The 21,227-nt window shown below is 76.8% G+C and carries 18 protein-coding genes and 1 riboswitch; all 18 genes read right to left on the bottom strand.

The genetic code is table 11. The annotated features are described in order from the left end of the window. On the bottom strand, window positions 1-1,343 hold a 1,343-nt coding region (gene ribB / locus MHY85_RS14070), incomplete at its 3' end, for a 3,4-dihydroxy-2-butanone-4-phosphate synthase (protein ID WP_374233697.1). After that, the gene (locus MHY85_RS14075; protein ID WP_239197323.1) at window positions 1,340-2,029 is read right to left on the bottom strand and encodes a riboflavin synthase; all 690 of its coding nucleotides are present in this window, start codon (window positions 2,027-2,029) and stop codon (window positions 1,340-1,342) included. The genes ribB and MHY85_RS14075, both read right to left, overlap by 4 nt. Further along, on the bottom strand, window positions 2,029-3,045 hold the full coding sequence (gene ribD, locus MHY85_RS14080; protein ID WP_239197349.1) for a bifunctional diaminohydroxyphosphoribosylaminopyrimidine deaminase/5-amino-6-(5-phosphoribosylamino)uracil reductase RibD: 1,017 nt from the start codon (window positions 3,043-3,045) through the stop codon (window positions 2,029-2,031). The genes MHY85_RS14075 and ribD overlap by 1 nt, the downstream gene beginning before the upstream one ends. Window positions 3,046-3,185: 140 nt before the next feature. Beyond that, window positions 3,186-3,319: riboswitch (FMN riboswitch) on the bottom strand. A gap of 82 nt (window positions 3,320-3,401) precedes the next feature. After that, complete coding sequence (gene rpe / locus MHY85_RS14085; protein WP_239197325.1) at window positions 3,402-4,070, bottom strand: ribulose-phosphate 3-epimerase; 669 nt, start codon at window positions 4,068-4,070, stop codon at window positions 3,402-3,404. A 43-nt stretch (window positions 4,071-4,113) separates the two neighbouring features. Further along, a complete protein-coding gene (locus MHY85_RS14090) occupies window positions 4,114-5,763 on the bottom strand; it encodes a transcription antitermination factor NusB (RefSeq protein ID WP_308191388.1) in 1,650 nt (549 codons plus the stop codon). Beyond that, window positions 5,760-6,722 (bottom strand): methionyl-tRNA formyltransferase, encoded by a 963-nt coding sequence (gene fmt / locus MHY85_RS14095; RefSeq protein WP_239197329.1) that lies wholly within the window; start codon window positions 6,720-6,722, stop codon window positions 5,760-5,762. Before fmt ends, MHY85_RS14090 begins: the two co-directional genes overlap by 4 nt. A 74-nt stretch (window positions 6,723-6,796) precedes the next feature. Beyond that, a complete protein-coding gene (locus tag MHY85_RS14100; protein ID WP_239197331.1) occupies window positions 6,797-7,513 on the bottom strand; it encodes an HAD family phosphatase in 717 nt (238 codons plus the stop codon). Next, a complete protein-coding gene (locus tag MHY85_RS14105) occupies window positions 7,510-9,843 on the bottom strand; it encodes a primosomal protein N' (RefSeq protein ID WP_239197333.1) in 2,334 nt (777 codons plus the stop codon). The genes MHY85_RS14100 and MHY85_RS14105 overlap by 4 nt, the downstream gene beginning before the upstream one ends. Before the next feature lie 8 nt (window positions 9,844-9,851). Then, window positions 9,852-11,063, bottom strand: a complete 1,212-nt coding sequence (gene metK, locus MHY85_RS14110; RefSeq protein WP_239197335.1) for a methionine adenosyltransferase — start codon at window positions 11,061-11,063, stop codon at window positions 9,852-9,854. Between the two features lie 35 nt (window positions 11,064-11,098). Beyond that, window positions 11,099-12,322, bottom strand: coding sequence for a bifunctional phosphopantothenoylcysteine decarboxylase/phosphopantothenate--cysteine ligase CoaBC (gene coaBC / locus MHY85_RS14115; RefSeq protein WP_239197337.1), 1,224 nt, complete (start codon window positions 12,320-12,322; stop codon window positions 11,099-11,101). A 15-nt stretch (window positions 12,323-12,337) separates the two neighbouring features. After that, window positions 12,338-12,601 carry a DNA-directed RNA polymerase subunit omega gene (gene rpoZ / locus MHY85_RS14120; RefSeq protein WP_147793607.1) on the bottom strand — a complete coding sequence of 88 codons (264 nt, stop codon included), beginning with the start codon at window positions 12,599-12,601 and terminating at the stop codon, window positions 12,338-12,340. Window positions 12,602-12,638: 37 nt separating this feature from the next. Then, window positions 12,639-13,214 carry a guanylate kinase gene (gmk, locus tag MHY85_RS14125; protein ID WP_158375698.1) on the bottom strand — a complete coding sequence of 192 codons (576 nt, stop codon included), beginning with the start codon at window positions 13,212-13,214 and terminating at the stop codon, window positions 12,639-12,641. Window positions 13,215-13,275: 61 nt separating this feature from the next. Further along, window positions 13,276-13,587 (bottom strand): integration host factor, actinobacterial type, encoded by a 312-nt coding sequence (gene mihF / locus MHY85_RS14130; protein ID WP_166937670.1) that lies wholly within the window; start codon window positions 13,585-13,587, stop codon window positions 13,276-13,278. 212 nt (window positions 13,588-13,799) lie between these two features. Then, window positions 13,800-14,636 (bottom strand): orotidine-5'-phosphate decarboxylase, encoded by an 837-nt coding sequence (gene pyrF, locus MHY85_RS14135; protein WP_239197351.1) that lies wholly within the window; start codon window positions 14,634-14,636, stop codon window positions 13,800-13,802. Window positions 14,637-14,665: 29 nt separating this feature from the next. Continuing rightward, window positions 14,666-18,025 carry a carbamoyl-phosphate synthase large subunit gene (carB, locus tag MHY85_RS14140; protein ID WP_239197339.1) on the bottom strand — a complete coding sequence of 1,120 codons (3,360 nt, stop codon included), beginning with the start codon at window positions 18,023-18,025 and terminating at the stop codon, window positions 14,666-14,668. Continuing rightward, the gene (gene carA / locus MHY85_RS14145; RefSeq protein WP_239197341.1) at window positions 18,025-19,251 is read right to left on the bottom strand and encodes a glutamine-hydrolyzing carbamoyl-phosphate synthase small subunit; all 1,227 of its coding nucleotides are present in this window, start codon (window positions 19,249-19,251) and stop codon (window positions 18,025-18,027) included. The genes carB and carA overlap by 1 nt, the downstream gene beginning before the upstream one ends. After that, complete coding sequence (locus MHY85_RS14150) at window positions 19,248-19,790, bottom strand: hypothetical protein (RefSeq protein WP_239197343.1); 543 nt, start codon at window positions 19,788-19,790, stop codon at window positions 19,248-19,250. Before MHY85_RS14150 ends, carA begins: the two co-directional genes overlap by 4 nt. Then, window positions 19,790-21,142: a dihydroorotase gene (locus MHY85_RS14155; protein WP_239197345.1), complete on the bottom strand. Its 1,353-nt coding sequence runs from the start codon at window positions 21,140-21,142 to the stop codon at window positions 19,790-19,792. Before MHY85_RS14155 ends, MHY85_RS14150 begins: the two co-directional genes overlap by 1 nt. Window positions 21,143-21,227: the final 85 nt, after the last annotated feature.

A 21,227-nucleotide genomic window follows, 5' to 3' on the forward strand; every position in this document is an offset into this window, starting at 1 on the left:
TCACCACCGACGGCAGCGGCCTGCGGGTCGCGGTCCAGGCCGGGGAGCAGGTGCCCCATGGCCCGGGCCTTGGTGCGTAGGTAGGCCTCGTTGTGCGGGGTGCGGCCGACCTCGAGCCCGCGCACCTCGGCGACGTCGATGCCGTGCGCGGTGAGGCCGGCGACCTTCGCCGGGTTGTTGGTGAGCAGGGTGATCCGGGGGGCGCCGAGGTCCGCGAGGATCGCGGCGGCCGCGCCGTACTCGCGCCGGTCGGCGGGCCAGCCCAGGTCGATGTTCGCCTCGACGGTGTCGCGGCCCTCGTCCTGCAGGGCGTAGGCGCCGATCTTCGCGAGCAGGCCGATCCCCCGGCCCTCGTGCCCGCGCAGGTAGACGACGGCCCCGCCCTCGCGGGCGGCGCGCTCCAGGGCGGCGTCGAGCTGCGGGCCGCAGTCGCAGCGCGCCGAGCCGAAGGCGTCGCCGGTGAGGCACTCGGAGTGCACCCGCACGACGGGCTGCTCGGCCAGCCCCTGGGCGGCGACCAGGGCGACGTGGTCCGCCCCGGTGCGCAGGTCGCGGTAGGCGTGCACCCGGAACTCGCCGTGCCGGGTGGGCAGCACGGCGCTGTGCGCGTGGTGCACCCGGCGCTCCGGGGCGGCGGCCGCCGCGTCGGGGCCCGGCTCGGGCTCGGCGGGCAGGTCGTGGTGCGCGGTGCGCCAGGCGATGAGGTCGGCGATGGTGAGCACGACCAGGCCGTGCTCGCGCGCCAGCGCCGCCGTCGCGGGCAGCCGCATCATCGTGCCGTCGTCGTGCACGAGCTCGGCGATGGCGGCGACGGGCTCCACCCCTGCCAGGCGGCAGAGGTCGACGGCGGCCTCGGTGTGCCCGGCCCGGTGCAGGACGCCGCCGGGCACGGCGCGCAGGGGCAGCACGTGCCCGGGCCGGATGAGGTCCTCGGTCCCGGACGCGGGGTCGGCGAGCACCCGCAGGGTGCGGGTGCGGTCGGCGGCGGAGATGCCGGTGGAGACGCCGGACGCCGCGTCCACCGTGACCGTGTACGCGGTGCGCCGCGGGTCCTGGGACGACGGCACCATGAGCGGCAGGTCGAGGGCGTCCGCCCGCGCGGCGGTCATCGGCGCGCACAGGTAGCCCGACGAGTGCCGGATGGTCCACGCGACCCACTCCGGCGTCGCGAGGGAGGCGGCCAGGATGACGTCGGCCTCGTTCTCGCGGTCCTCGGAGTCGGAGACCAGCACCGGGCGTCCGGCGCGGAGCTCGGCGAGGGCCTGCTCGACGGTGCCGAGCTCGATCGGGGCCTCACCGTCCGGCCGGGCGGGCTCGGGGCGCACGGGGTCGACGGCGGTCACCGGGTCACCTCCGCCGCACCCGCGCCGGCCACGCCGGCCACCGCGCCCGCGGTCAGCAGCCGCTCGACGTACTTCGCCAGCACGTCGACCTCGAGGTTCACGCGGGTCCCGACGGCCGCGCCGCCGAGGGTGGTGGCGGCGAGCGTCGTCGGGATCAGCGACACGCCGAACCAGTCCGGCCCGACGGCGGTGACCGTGAGCGAGACGCCGGCGACGGCGACGGAGCCCTTCTCCGCGACGTACCGGGCGAGGGCCGGGTCGAGCGCGATCTCCACCTCGTCCCAGCGCGGCCCGGGCGCGCGGCGCCGCACCGTGCCGACGCCGTCGACGTGCCCCTGGACGACGTGGCCGCCCAGCCGGGCGTCGGCGCGCACGGCCCGCTCGAGGTTGACCGGGGTCCCGGGCGCCAGGTCGGCGAGGGCGGTCCTGCGCAGCGACTCGGGCATGACGTCGACGGCGAAGGTGCCGTCGCCGGGCAGGTCGGTGACGGTGAGGCAGACGCCGGACACCGCGATGGAGTCGCCGTGCCGGGCGTCGGAGGTGACGAGCGGGCCGCGCAGCACGAGCCGCGCGTCGCCCGCACCCGCGCCGGCCGGGCCCCGGCCGCCCTCGGCGGCGTCCCCGCCGCCCGGTGCCAGGTCCAGCCGCACCACGGTGCCGACCTCCTCCACGATGCCGGTGAACATCAGCGCTCCTCCTCCTCGACGTCGGCCACGACGAGCACGTCGGGCCCCAGCGGTCGCACCTCGCGGGTCCGCAGCCGCAGCGCGTCCCCGATCGAACCGATCCCCAGGTCGCCCACGGCGGCCCGGCCCGCGCCCAGCAGCACGGGTGCGACGTACGCGTGCACCTGGTCCACGACCCCCGCGCGCAGGAACGCCGCGGCGAGCGTCGGCCCGCCCTCGACGAGCGCGCGGCGCACCTCGCGGGCGTGCAGCGCGGCCAGCACCTCGCGCGGGTCGCGGGTGCGCAGGTGCAGCACCTCGCCGCCGGGTCCCGCGAGCCGCCCCGCGGCGGGCAGGTCGCGGGTGCCGACGACGACGCGCAGCGGCTGGTGCGCGGTGAGCCCGCCGTCCGCGGCGCGCGCGGTGAGCGCGGGGTCGTCCGCCAGCGCGGTGCCGGTGCCGACCACGAGCGCGTCCACCTCGGCGCGCAGGGCGTGCGCGTGCGCCCGGGACTCCGGGGACGTGATCCACCGGCTCGACCCGTCGGCCGCGGCCACCCGGCCGTCCAGCGTCGCGGCGAGCTTCAGCGTGACGTGCGGCCGGCCCCGCGACACCGCGTGCAGCCACGGCCCGAGCAGCTCCCGGCCGGCGGCCTCCTCGACGCCGACGACGACCTCCACGCCCGCCGCCCGCAGCCGCCCGGCTCCCCCGGCGGCGGCCGGGTTCGGGTCCGGGACGGCGACGACGACGCGCGCGACGCCGGCCTCCAGCAGCGCGACGGAGCACGGGCCGGTCCGGCCGGTGTGGTCGCAGGGCTCGAGGGTGACGACGGCGGTCGCCCCGCGGACGTCCGCCCCGCGCGCCCGGGCGTCGGCGAGCGCGGCGACCTCGGCGTGCGGGGTGCCCGCGCCGCGGTGCCAGCCCTCGCCGAGGACGCGGGCACCCGGGACGGGACCGGGCGCCAGCAGCACGCAGCCGACGCGCGGGTTGGGCCCGTGCGCGGGCCCACGGCGCGCCAGGTCGAGGGCGCGCGCCATCGCGTCCCGCTCGACCCCGGTCGCCTCGACCGCCGTGCCCGCTGCCACTCCCGCTCCCCTCGACCGACAGGTCTCCGGGGTGCGGTCGGCGCGCGGGTGCGCGACGTCCACGGCGCACCCGGCTCACGCCGAGCACGCCGCCACGACTCCTCCCATCCGGACTTTCACCGTCGGTCCTGGAGTTCCACCAGGTCAACCGCTCGCGCCGTGAGGCGTCTGCGGGTCGCGGACTGTCACCGCCGGCTCGGACTTTCACCGACCCCGGAGCACGTGTGTGTTCTTCCGAACGATGATGCCACACGTGGCATTCCCAGCCGGACGCGCCCACCGGACCCGGGCGCCGGGCGCCGGGGGCGTCAGCGCCGCGCGAGCGCCTCGTCCGCGAGCCCGCGCAGGGCGTCGATCTCCGCGTTCGGGTCCTCCGCGCCGTACACCGCGGACCCGGCGACGAACACGTTCGCGCCGGCCGCGGCCACGCGCTCGACGGTGCTCCGCGACACCCCGCCGTCGACCTGGATCCAGGTGCCCGCGCCCTGCTCGTCGATCGCGGCGCGCAGCCGGCGGATCTTCGGCAGGGTGCCCTCGATGAACGCCTGGCCGCCGAACCCGGGCTCGACGGTCATGACGAGGACCATGTCGAACTCGGGCAGCAGGTCGAGCAGCGGCTCGACCGGCGAGGCGGGCCGCAGGGCGATGCTGGCGCGGGCGCCGGCCGCGCGGATCTCGCGCGCGAGCCGCACGGCGGCCTGGGCGGCCTCGGCGTGGAAGGTGACGGAGGCGGCACCGGCGTGCGCGTAGTCCACGGCCCAGCGGTCGGCGGCCTCGATCATCAGGTGCACGTCGACCGGGACCGGCGACACCTCGATGATCCGCCGCACGACGGGCAGCCCGAGCGTCAGGTTGGGCACGAAGTGGTTGTCCATGACGTCCACGTGCGCCCAGTCGGCCCGGCTGATCCGGTGCAGGTCGCGCTCGAGGTTGGTGAAGTCGGCGGACAGGATGCTGGGGCTGATCTGCGCGTGCACGCACCCAGGGTATCGGCGCGCGCCGGACCCCGCCGGACCGCCCTCAGGCCGTGCGGCGCAGGAGGGTCAGGTGCATCGCGTCGGTCCCGTGCGCGTGCGGCCAGAGCTGGGCGTCCGGGCGCGCGGGCAGGTCGAGCCCCGGCGCGATGGCGTGCAGCACGGCCGGCGCGTCGAGCACCTCGACGTCGAGCCCGGCCTTCCGCGCGGCCCGCGTCGCGTCGACCACCGCCAGCTGCGTCTCCGCCAGCACCGGCGAGCACGTCACGTAGGCCACGACCCCGCCGACCCGGACGGCGCGCAGCGCGGACCCGAGCAGGTCGCGCTGCAGCGCGGTGAGCTGGGCCAGGTCGGACGGCGTGCGCCGCCAGCGGGACTCCGGGCGGCGGCGCAGGGCGCCGAGGCCGGTGCACGGCGCGTCGAGCAGCACCCGGTCGTAGCCGCCGGGCTCGGAGTCGCCGACCTCCCGGCCGTCGCCGACCCGCACGTCCTCCACGGACCCGTCCGGCGCCGCGGCGACCGCCTGCCGCACGAGCCGGGCGCGGTGCGGCTGCACCTCGTTCGCCACGAGCCGCGCGCCGCGCTCCCCGGCGAGGGCGGCCAGCAGCGCGGCCTTGCCGCCGGGCCCCGCGCACAGGTCGAGCCACCGGTCGTCCGGGCCGTCGAGCGGCGCGTCCGCCAGGGCGAGCGCGACGAGCTGGCTGCCCTCGTCCTGCACGCCGGCCCGCCCGGACCGCACGGCGGGCAGCCCGGCCGGGTCGCCGCCGCCCGCGAGGGTCACCGCGGTCGGCGACCAGCGGCCCGGCGTGGCGTCGGCGCCCGCTGCCGCCAGCAGGTCGTCCCGGTCGAGCAGCCCCGGCCGCGCGACCAGCGACACCCGCGGCGCCTCGTTGTCCGCGGCGAGCAGCGGGCCGAGCTCGTCGGCGGAGCGGCCGTGGCCGACGAGGGCCTCGCGCAGCGCGCGGGTGACCCACGCCGGGTGGCTGTCGACGGCCGACAGCCGGGCGACGGCGTCGGTCCCCGCCGGGTCCGCCGCGTCCCCGATCCGCTCGAGCCACACGTCGAGCGGCTCGCGGGACACCGCCCGCAGGACGGCGTTCACGAACTGCGCGGGCCCGGCGCCGACCTGCTCGCGGACGAGCCCGACGGTCTCGGACACGGCGGCGTGCGGCGGCACGCGCATGCCGAGCAGCTGGTGCGCGCCGAGCCGCAGGGCGTCGAGCACGGGCGGGTCGACCTGGTCGAGCGACCGCCCGGTGCACTGCGCGAGGACCGCGTCGTACCGGCCGCGCAGGCGCAGCGTGCCGTAGGCGAGCTCGGTCGCGAAGCCCGCGTCCCGACCGCGGATGCCGCGGTCGCGCAGCAGCGGGGGCAGGACGAGGTTGGCGTAGGCGTCCGACTCCGCGACGGTGCGCAGCACGTCGAACGCCGCGGTGCGCGCGGGGTCGGACGACCTGCGGCGGGCGGAGGGCGCCGCGGCGGTGCGCTCGCGCGGGCCCCCGCCCTGGCGGGAGGCCGGCCGCTGGCGCCCGGCGGCGTTCCGGCGCTCGGCGCCCGCGCCGCCACCCTGACCGCGCGCCGCGCCGCCGCCCTGACCACGAGCCGCCCCGGCGCCCTGACCACGCGCCGCGCCGCCGTCGCCGCCGCCGCGCGTCCCGCCGCCCCGCCCGGTCCCGGGCCCGCGCTCGCCGCTCACGCGCCCGCCCCCTCGCCGGCGGCGGCGTCACGGCCGAGCACGGTGCCCTCGTCGAGGCGCGCGCCGCGCGCCCAGTCGGCCGCCGCCATCGCGCGCTTCCCCGCGGGGCGGACCTCGCCCAGCCGGACGGCGTGCGTGCCGGTGCCCACGAGCACCTCGCCCCGCCCGACGCGCACCGCGCCGGGCGCCAGGTCCGTGACGTCGGGGACGAGCCGCACGGGACCCAGACCGAGCCGCGCGCCGTCGGGGAGCGTCGTCCAGGCGCCGGGGGCCGGGGTGCAGCCCCGGACCCGCCGGTCGACCGCCATCGCCGGGTGCTGCCAGCGGACCCGGGCGTCCTCGGTGGTGAGCCGCGGCGCGAGGCTGACGCCGTCGGCGGGCTGCGGGACGGGGGTGAGGACGCCGTCCTCCAGCGCGTCCAGGGTCTTCACGAGCAGGTCGGAGCCGGCGTCGGCGAGCCGGCCGAGCAGGTCCCCGGACGTGTCGAGCGGCCGGATCGTCTCGGTGAGCGTGCCGAGCACGGGACCCGTGTCCAGCCCGGCCTCCAGCAGGAAGGTCGAGGCGCCGGTGACCTCGTCGCCGGCGATGATCGCGTGCTGCACGGGCGCCGCGCCGCGCCACGCGGGCAGCACCGAGAAGTGCAGGTTGACCCAGCCGTGCCGGGGCACGCCGAGGACGGCGGGCGGCACCAGGTTGCCGTAGGCCACGACGGGCGCGGCGTCCGGCGCGATCTCCGCGATCCGCGCCTGCGCCCCGGGGTCCCGGAGCGTCGCCGGGGCGAGCACCTCGAGGCCGGCCTCGAGCGCGCGCTCCTTCACCGGGCTGGGGGTGAGCGTCCGGCCGCGGCCCGCGCGGGCGTCGGGGCGGGTGAGGACGGCGACGACCTCGTGGCGGGAGGCGAGCAGGGCGTCCAGGGAGGGCAGCGCCACCGCGGGCGTCCCGGCGAAGAGCAGGCGCATGGGCACCGATCCTAGTGCCGTGGCCGGCACCCGTGCCGGGCACGGCTCGGCGGCCGACGCGGCACGCGCCCGCGTCAGCGCGGCAGGGCGCCGCGCGCCACCAGGTCGGCCCGCAGCGCCGCGGCCCCGGTGAACAGCACCGCCTGGTAGCCCAGCGCCGCCGCGCCGGCGACGTTGGCCGGGCTGTCGTCGACGAACACCGTTCGCGCCGGGTCCAGCCCGTGCCGATCCGCCAGCACCGCGAAGATCCGCGGGTCGGGCTTCACCACCCCCTCGCGCCCGGAGACCACGACGCCCTCGAGCCGCCCGATCACGGGCGCGACGCGCTCGCCGTGGTGGTAGGTCTCCGCCGACCAGTTGGTGAGCCCGAGCACCCGGACGCCCGCGGCCCGCAGCTCGTCCACCACCTCGGCGCTGCCCGGCACCGGCCCCGGCAGGGCGTGCGCGAACCGCTCGACGTACAGGTCGACGGTCGCCGCGTGCTCGGGGTGGGTCCGGGCGACCTCGTCGCGCGCCTCCCGCCAGGACCGGCCGGCGTCCTGCCGCAGGTTGAGCGCCGGGAAGTCGACGTCGGCGAGGAAGCGCTCGACCTCGGCGTCGGTCAGCACGCCGTCGAAGGCGCGCTCGGCCTCCCAGCGCACCAGGACGTTGCCCAGGTCGAACACGACGGCCTCGACGGGCTCGGCGCCGTCCGCGGTCCCGACGGGCTCGGCGGTGTCGGCGGGCTCGGCGGTGTCGGCGGGCTCGGTGGTGTCGGCGGGCTCGGCGGTGTCGGCGGGCTCGGTGGTCACAGCATCTCCTCCGGGTCGAGCCGGACGCGCACCGACCCACCCTCGCGGCGGGCGCTGCGCACGGCGAGGGACGCGGCCAGGGACCGCGCGAGGGTCCGGCCGTGCGCGGCGGGCACCCGGACGAGGGTGCGCACGGGCGGGTCGAGCGACTCCTGCACGGCCGCGCCGCCCGGCGCGAGCGGCTCCGGCTGCGGCACCGGCCCGAGCACGTCGGAGCCCTCCGGCAGCTCGACGCGGGCCAGCACGGCGGCGACGACCTCCCGGGTGCCGACCAGCTCGGCGACCCGGACGACCGGGGGCAGGCGGACCTCGGCGCGCTCGGCGAGCTCGCGCTCCGCGAGGCCCACCGGGTCCCAGCGCACCAGCGCCTGGGTGGGTCGCTCCGCGCCGTCGCCGACGAGCAGCACGACGCCGCCGTCCCGGGACGACCGGACCAGCGCGGCCGCGGCGAGCCAGCGGCGCACCGCGTCCTCGGTGGCGCGCAGCGAGGTCGACCCGGTGGTCACGGCGGCGTCCAGCAGCACGGCCGCGGCGTAGCCGGCCGGGGCGACCGGCTCGGCACCGATGGTCGACACCACGAGCGCGGGCCGGTCGGGCACCTCGGCGAGCACGCCGGACCGCGCCCCGGAGTGCCGCACGGTCACGCCCGGGAACGCGCGCCCGAGCTCCTCGGCGGTCCGGTCGGAGCCGACCGCGACGGACCGGAAGGTGCCGTTGCCGCACGCCTCGCACCGCCACTGGATCGCCAGCCGCCCGCACCAGCGGCACTGCGCGGTGCCGTCGCCGGACGTGAGCGCCAGCGGCCCGTGGCAGTGCGTGCAGCGGGCGATCTCCCGGCACCGCGCGCACGCGACCGCCGGCAGGTAGCCGGCCCGCGGCACCTGGACGAGCACCGGCCCGTCGGCGAGCCGGTCGCGGATCGTCCGCCACGCCTCGCCCGGGAGCCGGGCAGCCGCGGCGGCGCCCTCCCGGGCCAGCTCGACGCTGGTGAGCGCCCGCACCCGCGGGGTCCGCGCGCGGACGACGTCCCGGTCCGCGGCGACGGCCCGGACCCAGCCGGACGCGACGAGCGCCTGCACCTCCGTCGACCGGGCGTGCGCGGCCAGCAGCAGGCCGCAGCCCTCGAGCTCCGCGCGCAGGCCGAGCACCTCGCGGACGTGCGGGTACGGCGCCCGCGGCTCGGCGTGCAGGTCGTCGCCGTCGTCCCAGCACACCGCGAGCCCGAGGTCACGCACAGGGGCGAAGGCGGCGGCGCGCGTGCCGACCACCACCCGGGCGTGCCCGCGCAGCGCGGCGAGGAAGGCGCGGTACCGGCGCGCCGGACCGTCGTCGGCCATCAGCCGGACGTGGCTCGCGTCCGTGCCGTCCGGGGACCACGCGGGCACACCGGCCGCGACCAGCGCGGCGCACACCCGGTCGACGTCCCGGGCGTCGGGCACCACGACGAGCACCCCGCGCCCGCTCGCCAGGGTGGCCCGGGCGGCCTCCGCCACCCCGTCGGGCCACCGCTCCCCCGGCGGACCCGGCAGGGCCGACCAGGCCGCGCGCGGGGAGCCGCCGGCGGCGAGGTGCGCGAGGAACGCCGGCCCCCCGCGGTACGGCGCCCACGCCGACGCCGGGGCGGCGCCAGCCGCGGGTGCGTCGGTGGTCGGCGCGGCAGCAGCACCGGCCCGCGCCGCAGCCGCACCGTCCGACCCCGCCGCGCCGCCCGGCGCAGCCGCGTCGCCCGACCTCGCCGCACCGTCCGCCGCCGCGTCGCCCGGCGCCACGACCGCCACGGCCGGCGGCACCTCCCCCTCGGTCCGCGCGTGCCGCGGCGGCACCGCCAGCCGCAGCACGTCCGCCAGCGTCCCCGCGTACCGGTCGGCGACGGCGCGCGCCAGCCGTCCGACGGCGGGCGTCAGGACGGGCTCGGGCGAGACCACGCGCCGCAGCGGGACGAGGGCGCCGTCGTGCTCGGGCTCCGCGGCCCGGCCGAGGACGTACCCGTCGACGTCCTGCGCGCCGAACCGCACCTTCACCCGGGTCCCGGGCGCCGCGGTGTCCGCGAGGGTGGCGGGCACCAGGTACTCGAACGGCCGGTCCAGGTGCGCGGGCGCGAGCTCGACGGCGACCCGCGCGACGGGCAGGTCGGCGGCGGGCTCGACGTCCACGTCGCGGGCACGGGCGCGCCGCCGCGGCCGGGCACCGCCGGTCCCGCGGGCGCCCGCGGCGGACCGGGCCGCGCGCCCGCCGCCGGACGACCCCGCGGCGCCGACCCCGTCGAGCCCGAGCAGCGTCGGCTGCTCGGGGGCACCGGGTGCGCCCGTCGCCGCGGGCCCGTCCGCCACCCGGTCGCTCAGGACAGGGCGGAGCGCAGCGCGTCCACGCGGTCGGTGCGCTCCCAGGTGAACTCGGGCAGCGCCCGGCCGAAGTGGCCGTAGGCGGCGGTCTTCCGGTAGATCGGGCGCAGCAGGTCGAGGTCCCGGATGATCGCGGCGGGGCGCAGGTCGAACACCTCGCGGATCGCCGCGGTGAGGCGCTCGACCGGCACCGTCCCGGTGCCGAACGTCTCCACGTACAGGCCGACCGGGTGCGCCTTGCCGATCGCGTACGCGACCTGCACCTCGCAGCGACGGGCCAGGCCCGCGGCGACGACGTTCTTGGCGACCCAGCGCATGGCGTACGCGGCGGAGCGGTCGACCTTCGACGGGTCCTTGCCCGAGAAGGCGCCGCCACCGTGCCGGGCCATGCCGCCGTAGGTGTCCACGATGATCTTGCGGCCGGTCAGGCCGGCGTCGCCCTGGGGCCCGCCGACGACGAACTGCCCGGTCGGGTTGACCAGCAGCCGGTAGTCGCTGACGTCGAGGTCCAGGCCGGCCGACTCGAGCACCGGCGCGACGACGTGCTCGGCGATCGCCGGGGCGAGCTCGGTCTCCAGGTGCACGCCCGGCCCGTGCTGGGTGGACAGCACCACGGTGTCGAGCTTCACGGCGCGGTCGCCGTCGTACGCCACCGTCACCTGGGTCTTGCCGTCGGGGCGCAGGTCCGGGACCACGCCCTCCTTGCGGACGAGCGCGAGGCGCTCGGCGAGGCGGTGGGACAGCCAGATCGGCAGCGGGAGCAGGCTCTCGGTGTCGTCGGAGGCGTAGCCGAACATCAGGCCCTGGTCGCCGGCGCCCTGCAGGTCGAGCGGGTCGTGGTCGGACGCGTCCTGCCGCGACTCCCACGCCTTGTCGACGCCCTGCGCGATGTCGGGCGACTGCTGGCCGATCGACACCGACACGCCGCAGGAGTCGCCGTCGAAGCCGATGTCGGACGAGGTGTAGCCGATGCCGCGGACGACCTGCCGGATGATCTGCGGGATCTCCACGTACGCCGTGGTGGTGACCTCGCCCGCGACGTGCACCAGGCCGGTGGTGACCATCGTCTCGACCGCCACGCGCGCGGTGGGGTCCTGCTCCAGGATCGCGTCGAGGATCGCGTCGGAGATCTGGTCGCAGACCTTGTCCGGGTGCCCCTCGGTGACGGACTCGGACGTGAAGAGGCGCATGTCGGCGGGCGTCGTCATGCGCACAGGCTAGCCGGACGCGCGGTCCCTGCGTGTCAGGCGGGCAGCACGCGGACCACCGCGTCCCACAGCCCGTCGGACACCGCGTCCTTGCTGCCCTCGGCCGTGGCGACCACGGCGCCGTCGCGGTCGAGGATCGTCAGGGCGTTCTCCTCCGCCCCGAAACCCCGCCCCCCGCCGACGGCGTTCACCGCGAGCAGGTCGGCACCCTTGCGCCGCGCCTTCGCCCGGCCGTGGTCGAGCACGCCGCCGGAGTCGTCGCCCGTCTCGGCGGCGAACCCGACGACGACCTGGCGGCGGCCGTCCGCGCGCGGGGGGTCCGTGACCAGGCCGGCGAGCACGTCGGGGTTCTGCACCAGCGCGAGCGGCGGCACCGAGCCGTCGGCCTGCTTCTTGATCTTGTGCGCGGAGCCGGTCGCCGGCCGGAAGTCCGCCACGGCCGCGGCCATCACGACCACGTCGGCGTCCGCCGCGGCGGCGCGCACGGCGTCCTGCAGCTCGGCGGTGGTCTCGACCGGCACGACCCGCACGCCGGCCGGCGGCCGCACGGCGAGGTTGGCGGCGACCAGCGTGACGCGCGCACCCCTGGCCTGCGCGGTCCGGGCCAGGGCGACGCCCTGCTTGCCCGACGACCGGTTGCCGAGGAACCGCACCGGGTCGAGCGGCTCGCGGGTGCCCCCGGCGGAGACGACGACGGTCCGGCCCGCGAGGTCCTGCGGCCGGGGCTTGCCCTCGGGGTCGACCAGCGCGAGGGCGGCCGCGGCGATCGCGTCGGGCTCGGGGAGCCGGCCCGGGCCGCTGTCGGCGCCGGTCAGCCGGCCCGAGTCGGGGTCGAGCACGTGCACGCCCCGCTCGCGCAGGGTCGCGACGTTCGCCCGCGTGGCGGGGTGCTGCCACATCTCGGTGTGCATGGCCGGGGCCATCAGCACCGGGCACGTCGCGGTGAGCAGGGTGGCCGCGAGCAGGTCGTCGGCGCGCCCCGAGGCCGCGCGGGCCAGCAGGTCCGCGGTGGCGGGCGCCACGACGACCAGGTCGGCCTGGCGCCCGAGGCGCACGTGGGCGACCTCGGGCACGTCGTCGAACACCTCGGACGTCACCGGGTGCCCGGACAGGGCCTCCCAGGTGGCGCGCCCGACGAACTCCAGGGCCGCCCGGGTGGGCACGACGCGGACGTCGTGCCCGGCCTCGGTGAACGACCGGAGCACGTGGGCGGCCTTGTAGGCGGCGATGCCGCCCGCGACGCCGAGGACGATGCGCACGTCAGCGCGGGAGGCTCAGGCCTCGTTCGGGGCGACCGTCAGGAGGCCCGCGTCGATCTCGCGCATCGCGATGGACAGCGGCTTCTCCTGCGGGCGGGTCTCCACCAGCGGGCCGACGTACTCGAGCAGGCCCTCGTTGAGCTGCGAGTAGTAGGCGTTGATCTGGCGCGCGCGCTTGGCCGAGTAGATGACCAGCGCGTACTTGGAGTCGGCGCGCTCCAGGAGGCGGTCGATCGGCGGGTCGGTGATGCCGATGGGCTCGGCGACGGTTCCGGACACGGTGGCTCCCGTAGTCGAAGGGGGTGGGGACTGCCCGTCAGTCTACAGCCGCGGGCAGGCCCATCAGCGCGACCAGCTCGTCCGTGGCGCGCCGGACGTCGTCGTTGACCACGACGTGGTCGAACTCGGGCTCGGCCGCCATCTCGACCTCGGCCGTGGCGAGCCGGCGCGCGCGCTCCTCGGCGTCCTCCGTCCCGCGGCCGACGAGCCGGCGGACCAGCTCGTCCATCGACGGCGGGGCGAGGAACACGAACTGGGCCTCGGGCATCGTCGTCCGGACCTGGCGTGCGCCCTGCAGGTCGATCTCCAGCAGCGCGGGCTCCCCGGCGGCCAGCCGCTCCTCGACGGGCCGCCGGGGGGTGCCGTAGCGGTTCCTGCCGTGCACCACCGCCCACTCGAGCAGCTCGCCGTCGGCGACCATGCGGTCGAACTCCTCGGGCGTGACGAAGTGGTAGTGCAGGCCGTCGACCTCGCCCGGCCGCGGGGGCCGGGTCGTGGCCGAGACGGAGAGCCAGACCTGCGGGTACCGCGCCCGCAGGTCGGCGGACACGGTGCCCTTGCCGACGGCCGTGGGTCCGGCGAGGACGGTCAACCGGGCGCGCGGCGTCGTCATGCTGCTCTGGTGCTCCTGGAGTTGTGCGGCCCCGCGGGCCGGCGTCGGTGGGGCCGACCGGTCACCCGAACCGGTCGACCAGCGCCTTCACCTGGTGCGGGCCGAGGCCACGCACGCGGCGCGTCTCCGAGATGCCGATCTCGGAGATGATCTGGCGTGCCTTGACCTTACCCACTCCCGGGAGGGACTCGAGCAGGGCGAGCACCTTGAGCTTGCCGATCGTCTCGTCCTTCTGGCCCTGGGCGATCACCTCGGACAGCGAGCCCTGCGAGTACTTCAGCCGGTTCTTGACCTCCGCGCGGGCCTGGCGGGCGGCGGCGGCCTTCTCGAGCGCCGCTGCGCGCTGCTCGGGGGTGAGAGTCGGAAGTGCCACGTGAGTCACCTTCTCATCACTGTCGGGAGGCAGGGACATGGAACATGCGTGGTCCCCGCGGGGGTCCGGTGCGACGTCGCCCCGGGACCGAGGGCCCATCTCCCGAGGATGGCACGGGAAGGGCGAACCGGCACGTCCCGGCAGCGTGTCGCCGCGAAACCTCCTCGGACCCGTCGCTCCGGGCAACGGATCCGAGGAGGTCGCGGCGGGCCTCAGCGCAGCGCGGCCCCGGCCGCGTCGGCCGCGGCGCGGGCGGCGTCGCGCAGCGCACGCACGTCCGGCCCCGCCGCCAGCACGCCCCGCGAGGACGAGGCCAGCACCGCGGACCGCGCGTCGCCGAACACGGCCGCGAGCTCCGCGGGACCGGCGCCCTGCGCGCCGACGCCGGGGGCGAGCAGCGGGCCGCGCACGGCGGCCAGGTCCACGCCCAGCCGTGCGGCCGCGTCGCCGATCGTGGCGCCGACGACGAGGCCGATCGACCCCAGCGCCTCCCCCGCCGCCACGCCGCCGTCCGCGAGCTCCGTCGCGTTCGACGCCCCCGCCGCGCGCGCCACCCGGTCCGCGACGGCCACGCCGTCGGCGTCCCGCGCGTGCTGGACCTCCGGCCCCTCGGGGTTGGAGGTCAGTGCGAGCACGAACAGCCCCCGGCCGGTGGCCAGCGCCAGGTCGACGGCCGGCTGCAGCGAGCCGAACCCGAGGTACGGCGAGACGGTGAGCGCGTCTCCGGCCAGCGACGAGCCGTCGCGGAGGAACGCGTCCGCGTAGGCGCCCATCGTCGAGCCGATGTCGCCGCGCTTGGCGTCGACCACGACCAGCGTCCCGGTGTCCCGGCCGGCCGCCACGACCTCCTCGAGCGCCGCGACGCCCGCGGAGCCGTGCCGCTCGAAGAACGCGGCCTGCGGCTTGACCGCCGCGACCCGGCCCCCGACGGCCTCCATGACCGTGAGCGCGAACCGGCGCACGCCCTCGGCGCTGTCCGGCAGCCCCCACACGTCCAGCAGGGACGCGTGGGGGTCGATGCCGACGCAGAGCGGGCCGTGCTCGGCCATCGCGGCCGCGAGGCGGGCGCCGAACAGCCTCACGCGACCGCCCCACGAGCGCCGACGACGGACGCGCCCGCGGCGGCCGCGGCGGCGCGGCGGCGGGCCGTCGCCGCGTCGTGCTCCTGCAGGCTCGCGACGCCGAACGGCCCGGCCAGCGCGGCCTCGATGCCCTGCACCGCGGCGCCGAGCTGCTGCACGGTCGTGACGATCGCCTTGTCCGCCGCCGTCGTGGCCGCGCGGATCTCGTAGCCGTCGGCGCGCGCGCCCTGGCCCGACGGCGTGTTCACGACGATGTCGACCTCGCCCGCCGAGATGAGGTCGACGATCGTCGGCTCCCCCGCCGGCCCGCGGCCGGACGAGAACTTCCGCACGACCGTCGAGGCGATGCCGTTGCGCTTGAGCACCGCGGCGGTGCCGTCGGTCGCCAGGATCTCGAAGCCGAGCTCCTGCAGCCGCTTCACCGGGAACACGATCGAGCGCTTGTCCCGGTCGGCGACCGAGATGAACGCCCGGCCGGAGGTCGGCAGGCCGCCGAAGGCCGCGGACTGCGACTTCGCGAACGCCGTCGGGAAGTCGGTGTCGAAGCCCATGACCTCGCCGGTGGACCGCATCTCCGGGCCGAGCACGGTGTCGACCACGGTGCCGTCGGCGGTGCGGAACCGCTTGAACGGCAGCACGGCCTCCTTGACGGCGATCGGCGCGTCCAGGTCGATGACGCCCGCGTCGTCGACCGGCAGCACGCCGGAGGCGCGCAGGTCCGCGATCGACCTCCCGGTCATCACCAGCGCGGCCGCCTTGGCCAGCGGCACGCCCGTCGCCTTGGACACGAACGGCACGGTGCGGGACGCGCGCGGGTTCGCCTCGAGGACGTAGAGCACGTCGGACACCAGCGCGAACTGGATGTTGAGCAGGCCGCGCACGCCGACGCCCTTCGCGATGGCCTCGGTCGACACCTTGATCCGCTGCAGCTCCGACGCCGACAGCGACACCGGCGGCAGCACGCAGGCCGAGTCGCCGGAGTGGATGCCGGCCTCCTCGATGTGCTCCATGACGCCGCCGAGGAACAGCTCGGTGCCGTCGTACAGCGCGTCGACGTCGATCTCGATCGCGTCGTCCAGGAACCGGTCGATCAGCAGCGGGGGCAGGGCGCCGCCGCGCGCGGTGGCCTCGGCCAGCGCGCGCTCGACGTACTCGGTCAGCTGCTCGTCGGAGTAGACGATCTCCATCCCCCGGCCGCCCAGCACGTACGACGGGCGCACCAGCACCGGGTAGCCGATCCGGGCGGCGGTCTCCCGCGCGACCGGCAGCGTGGTGGCGGTGCCGAACGCCGGCGCGGGCAGGCCGGCCGCGGCGAGCACGGCGCCGAACGCGCCGCGGTCCTCCGCGGCGTCGATCGCGGCCGGCGGGGTGCCGAGGATCGGCAGGCCGGCGTCCTCCAGGCGCTGCGCGAGCGACAGCGGGGTCTGGCCGCCGAGCTGCACGATGAGCCCCGCGACCGGGCCGGCGGCCTTCTCGGCCTCGTAGACCTCGAGGACGTCCTCGAAGGTCAGCGGCTCGAAGTACAGCCGGTCCGCGGTGTCGTAGTCGGTCGACACGGTCTCGGGGTTGCAGTTGACCATGACGGTCTCGTACTCGCCCTTGAGCGCCAGCGTGGCGTGCACGCAGGAGTAGTCGAACTCGATGCCCTGGCCGATGCGGTTCGGACCCGAGCCGAGGATGAGCACCGCCGGCCGCTCGCGCGGGGCGACCTCGGTCTCCTCGTCGTAGGACGAGTAGTGGTACGGCGTGCGGGCCGCGAACTCGGCGGCGCAGGTGTCGACGGTCTTGTAGACCGGGCGGACGCCGAGCGCCTGCCGCACCTCGCGCGCCACGTCCTCGCTCACGCCGCGCAGCTGCGCGACCTGGACGTCGGACAGCCCGTGCCGCTTGGCGCGGCGCAGGACCGCGGCGGTCAGCTCGGGCGCGGCGGCGGTCTCCGCGGCGACCTCGTTGATCAGCTGCAGCTGGTCGAGGAACCACGGGTCGATGCCGGTGCGGGCGTACACCTCGTCGACGGACACGCCGGCGCGGAGCACCTGCTGCACGTCGACCAGGCGGTGCTCGGTCGGCCGGGAGATCGTCGCGACCAGCGCGTCCAGCGCCTCGCCGGTCAGCGCCTCGCCGTCCCAGTGGAACGTCGTGCCCTTGCGGTCGATGGACCGCATGGCCTTGCCGAGCGCCTCGGTGAAGTTGCGGCCCAGGGCCATGGCCTCGCCGACGGACTTCATCGTGGTGGTCAGCGTCGGGTCGGCGGCCGGAAACTTCTCGAAGGCGAACCGCGGCACCTTGACCACGACGTAGTCGAGGGTCGGCTCGAACGACGCCGGGGTGGAGCCGGTGATGTCGTTCGGGATCTCGTCCAGCGTGTAGCCGACCGCCAGGCGGGCGGCGATCTTCGCGATCGGGAAGCCGGTGGCCTTCGACGCCAGCGCCGAGGACCGGGACACGCGCGGGTTCATCTCGATGACGATGATCCGGCCGGTGTCCGGGTTCACCGCGAACTGGATGTTGCACCCGCCGGTGTCGACGCCGACCTCGCGGATCACCGCGATGCCGATGTCGCGCAGCCGCTGGTACTCGCGGTCGGTGAGCGTGAGCGCCGGGGCGACGGTGACCGAGTCGCCGGTGTGCACGCCGACCGGGTCGACGTTCTCGATCGAGCAGACGACCACGACGTTGTCCGCCTTGTCGCGCATGAGCTCGAGCTCGTACTCCTTCCAGCCGAGGATCGACTCCTCCAGGAGCACCTCGGTGGTCGGCGAGTAGTGCAGGCCCTGGCCGACGATCCGGCGCAGGTCCGTCTCGTCGTAGGCGATGCCGGAGCCGAGGCCGCCCATGGTGAACGACGGGCGGACGACGACCGGGTAGCCCAGGTCCTCGACGGCACCGAGCGCGTCGTCGACGGTGTGCACGATCGCCGACCGCGCGGACTCGCCGCCGCAGACCTCGACGACCTGCTTGAACTGCTCGCGGTCCTCGCCCTTCTGGATCGCGGGGATGTTGGCGCCGATCAGCTCGACGCCGTACTCCTCGAGCACGCCGGCCTCGTCCAGCGCGATCGCGGCGTTGAGCGCGGTCTGGCCGCCCAGCGTCGGCAGGATCGCGTCCGGGCGCTCCTTGGCGATGATCGAGGTCAGCACCTCGGTGGTGATCGGCTCGACGTAGGTCGCGTCGGCGAACTCCGGGTCGGTCATGATCGTCGCCGGGTTGGAGTTCACGAGGACGACCCGCAGGCCCTCCTCCTTCAGCACGCGGCACGCCTGGGTGCCGGAGTAGTCGAACTCCGCGGCCTGGCCGATGACGATCGGGCCGGAGCCGATGACGAGGACGGAGTGGATGTCGGTGCGGCGAGGCATCAGGCGCCCTTCGGGGAGTCGGTGACGTCGGTGGCCTGGCCCGCGGCGGCGGCACCCTTGTCGGGCTCGCGCATCAGGTCCAGGAACCGGTCGAACAGGTAGGCGGCGTCGTGCGGGCCCGCGGCGGCCTCGGGGTGGTACTGCACCGAGAACGCCGGCAGGTCGAGGGCGGCCAGGCCCTCGACGACGTCGTCGTTGAGGTCGACGTGCGAGACGGTGACGCGGCCGTACCGCCCGCCGTCGTGCGGGGCGATCGACACCTCGTCCAGCGGGGCGTCGACCGCGAACCCGTGGTTGTGCGCGGTGATCTCGACGCGGCCCGTGGCACGGTCGAGCACCGGCTGGTTCACGCCGCGGTGCCCGTAGCCGAGCTTGTAGGTGCCGTAGCCGAGGGCACGGCCGAGCAGCTGGTTGCCGTAGCAGATGCCGAAGAACGGGATCCTGCGGTCCAGCACCTCGCGGAGCAGCTCGACCTCGTGGGTCGCCGCGGACGGGTCGCCGGGGCCGTTGGAGAAGAACACGCCGTCGGGCGCGGTGGCGAGCACGTCGTCGATGGACGACTGCGCCGGCAGCACGTGCACCTCGATGCCGCGCTCCGCCATCCGGTTCGGGGTCATCGACTTGATGCCCAGGTCGACGGCGGCGACGCGGGCGACGGGCTCCGCGAGCTCCGCGCCGTCGGGGCCGAGCGCCTTCACGACGTACGCGGCGTCCGTGGACACCTCGCCCGCCAGGTCGGCGCCCGCCATCTGCGGGCGGTCCTGCACCTCCGCGACCAGGTCCTCGGCCGCGCGCCGGCGGCCGGCGGCGTCGAGCAGCGCGTCGCCGGACACGATCGCGGCGCGCATCACGCCGCGCTCGCGCAGGTGCCGGGTCAGGGCCCGGGTGTCGATGCCGGAGATGCCCACGACGCCCTGCGCCGCCAGCTCCTCGTCCAGGCTGCGGTCGCTGCGCCAGTTCGACGCGCGGCGCGCGGGGTCCCGCACGACGTAGCCGGACACCCAGATCCGGCCCGACTCGGGGTCCTCGTCGTTGACGCCGGTGTTGCCGATGTGCGGCGCGGTCATCACGACGATCTGGCGGTGGTAGCTGGGGTCGGTCAGCGTCTCCTGGTACCCGGTCATGCCGGTGTTGAAGACGATCTCGCCCCAGGTGGTGCCGGTGGCCCCGTAGGCCTCGCCGGCGAACGTCCGCCCGTCCTCGAGGACCAGCAGTGCGTCCGTCATGAGCTCTCCTTGGACCCGCCCGCGGCGGGTGTCGTTCCGATGAGGGTCTGGGTGGCCGCGAGCAGCGCGTCCGCCTCCTGGCGGTGCCGCAGGCGCAGGCCGGTGTCGAGGCCGCGGGGGTCGTCGTCCGGGCTGGGGACCCAGGTCAGCACGACCAGCCCCTCGCCGCCGACGACCTTGCCGGCCATGCCGCCGGAGGTGCCCACCGCGCGCAGCGCCGCGCGCGGGACGAACACGTCCGGCGCGCCTCGTCGTCGGACCACCACGCCGGCGTCGTGCACGGCGACCGTGGCGGCGGAGCGCACGCCGAGGCCGTGCGACCCCACGCGGTCGAGCCAGTCGCCGGCCCGGGTCGTCGACACGTAGGTGGCGTCGAGCGGCTCGGTGCGGGCGTCGCCCAGGGCGTCGTCTGCGGGGACGGCCGGGGGCGCGGGCACCTCGCCCGGGCCGCGGACGAGGCGGCGCCACCCCGTGACCATGCCGAGCAGCAGCGCCGCGCCGAGCACGACGAGGATCGTCACGGACAGCCAGGGCGGCATCAGGGCGTCACCCGCCCCGCGGCGAAGCGCGGGTCCGCCGGGTCGTCCTGCGGCACGCCGTCGAGCACCGTGGCCCGGCCGCGCAGGAACGTCGCGACGACCCGGCCCGGCAGCTCCCGGCCGCGCAGCGGCGAGTTCGCCGACGCGGTGGCCTGCTTCTCGGGCTCCACGACCCGGCGCTGGTCGGGGTCGACCAGCACGAGGTTGGCCGGCTCCCCGACCGCGATCGGGCGGCCGTGGCCCTCGACCCGGCCGATCCGCGCCGGGTTCGTGGACAGCACCCGGGCGACGTCGGCCCAGGTCATCCGGCCGGTGTCGACCATCGTCTGCTGCACGACCGACAGCGCGGTCTCCAGGCCGGTCATGCCGAACGCGGCCGCCGCCCACTCGCAGTCCTTGTCCTCGCGGGTGTGCGGGGCGTGGTCGGTCGCGACGATGTCGATCGTGCCGTCGGCCAGGCCCTCGCGGACCGCGTCGACGTCGGCCTGCGTGCGCAGCGGCGGGTTCACCTTGAACACCGGGTCGTAGCCGCGCGCCTCCTCGTCCGTGAGGACCAGGTGGTGCGGGGTGACCTCGGCGGTGACGTCGATGCCGCGCGACTTGGCCCAGCGGACGATCTCCACCGAGCCGGCCGTCGACAGGTGGCACACGTGCAGCCGGGACCCGACGTGCTCGGCCAGCAGCACGTCGCGGGCGATGATCGCCTCCTCCGCGACCGCGGGCCAGCCGGCCAGGCCGATCTCGGCGGACACGACGCCCTCGTGCATCTGCGCACCCTCGGTCAGCCGGGGCTCCTGCGCGTGTTGGGCGATCACGCCGTCGAACGCCTTCACGTACTCCAGCGCGCGGCGCATCAGCACCGGGTCGTGCACGCACTTCCCGTCGTCGCTGAACACCCGCACCCGGGCGGCGGAGTCGGCCATCGCCCCGAGCTCCGCGAGGTGCTCCCCCGCCAGGCCCACGCTGACCGCGCCCACCGGGTGCACGTCCGTCCAGCCGGCCTGCGCACCGAGGCGCCAGACCTGCTCGACGACGCCGGCGGTGTCCTGCGTCGGCGTCGTGTTCGCCATCGCGTGCACCGCGGTGAACCCGCCGGCCGCCGCCGCACGGGTGCCGGACGCGATCGTCTCGGCGTCCTCCCGGCCGGGCTCGCGCAGGTGGGTGTGCAGGTCGACCAGGCCGGGCAGCAGCACCATGCCGGTCGCGTCGATGACGTCCAGGTCGTCCGGCGCGTTCTCGGACGCGTCACCGGCCTCCGGGCCGATCGCCGCGACCAGGCCGCCGGCGACCAGGACGTCGGTGGGGTCGCCGCCGAGGATGCGGACGTCCTTGAGCAGGTACTGCGCGGTCATGCGGTGGCTCCGGCGGTGGTGGTGGGCGCGGCGATCGGCCCGGAGGCCGGTGACGCGTCCGAGAACGCGCCGGACGACCTGGACG

The sequence above is a fragment of the Cellulomonas sp. ACRRI genome (assembly GCF_022346185.1).
In the GTDB taxonomy this organism is placed as follows: Bacteria; Actinomycetota; Actinomycetes; order Actinomycetales; family Cellulomonadaceae; genus Cellulomonas.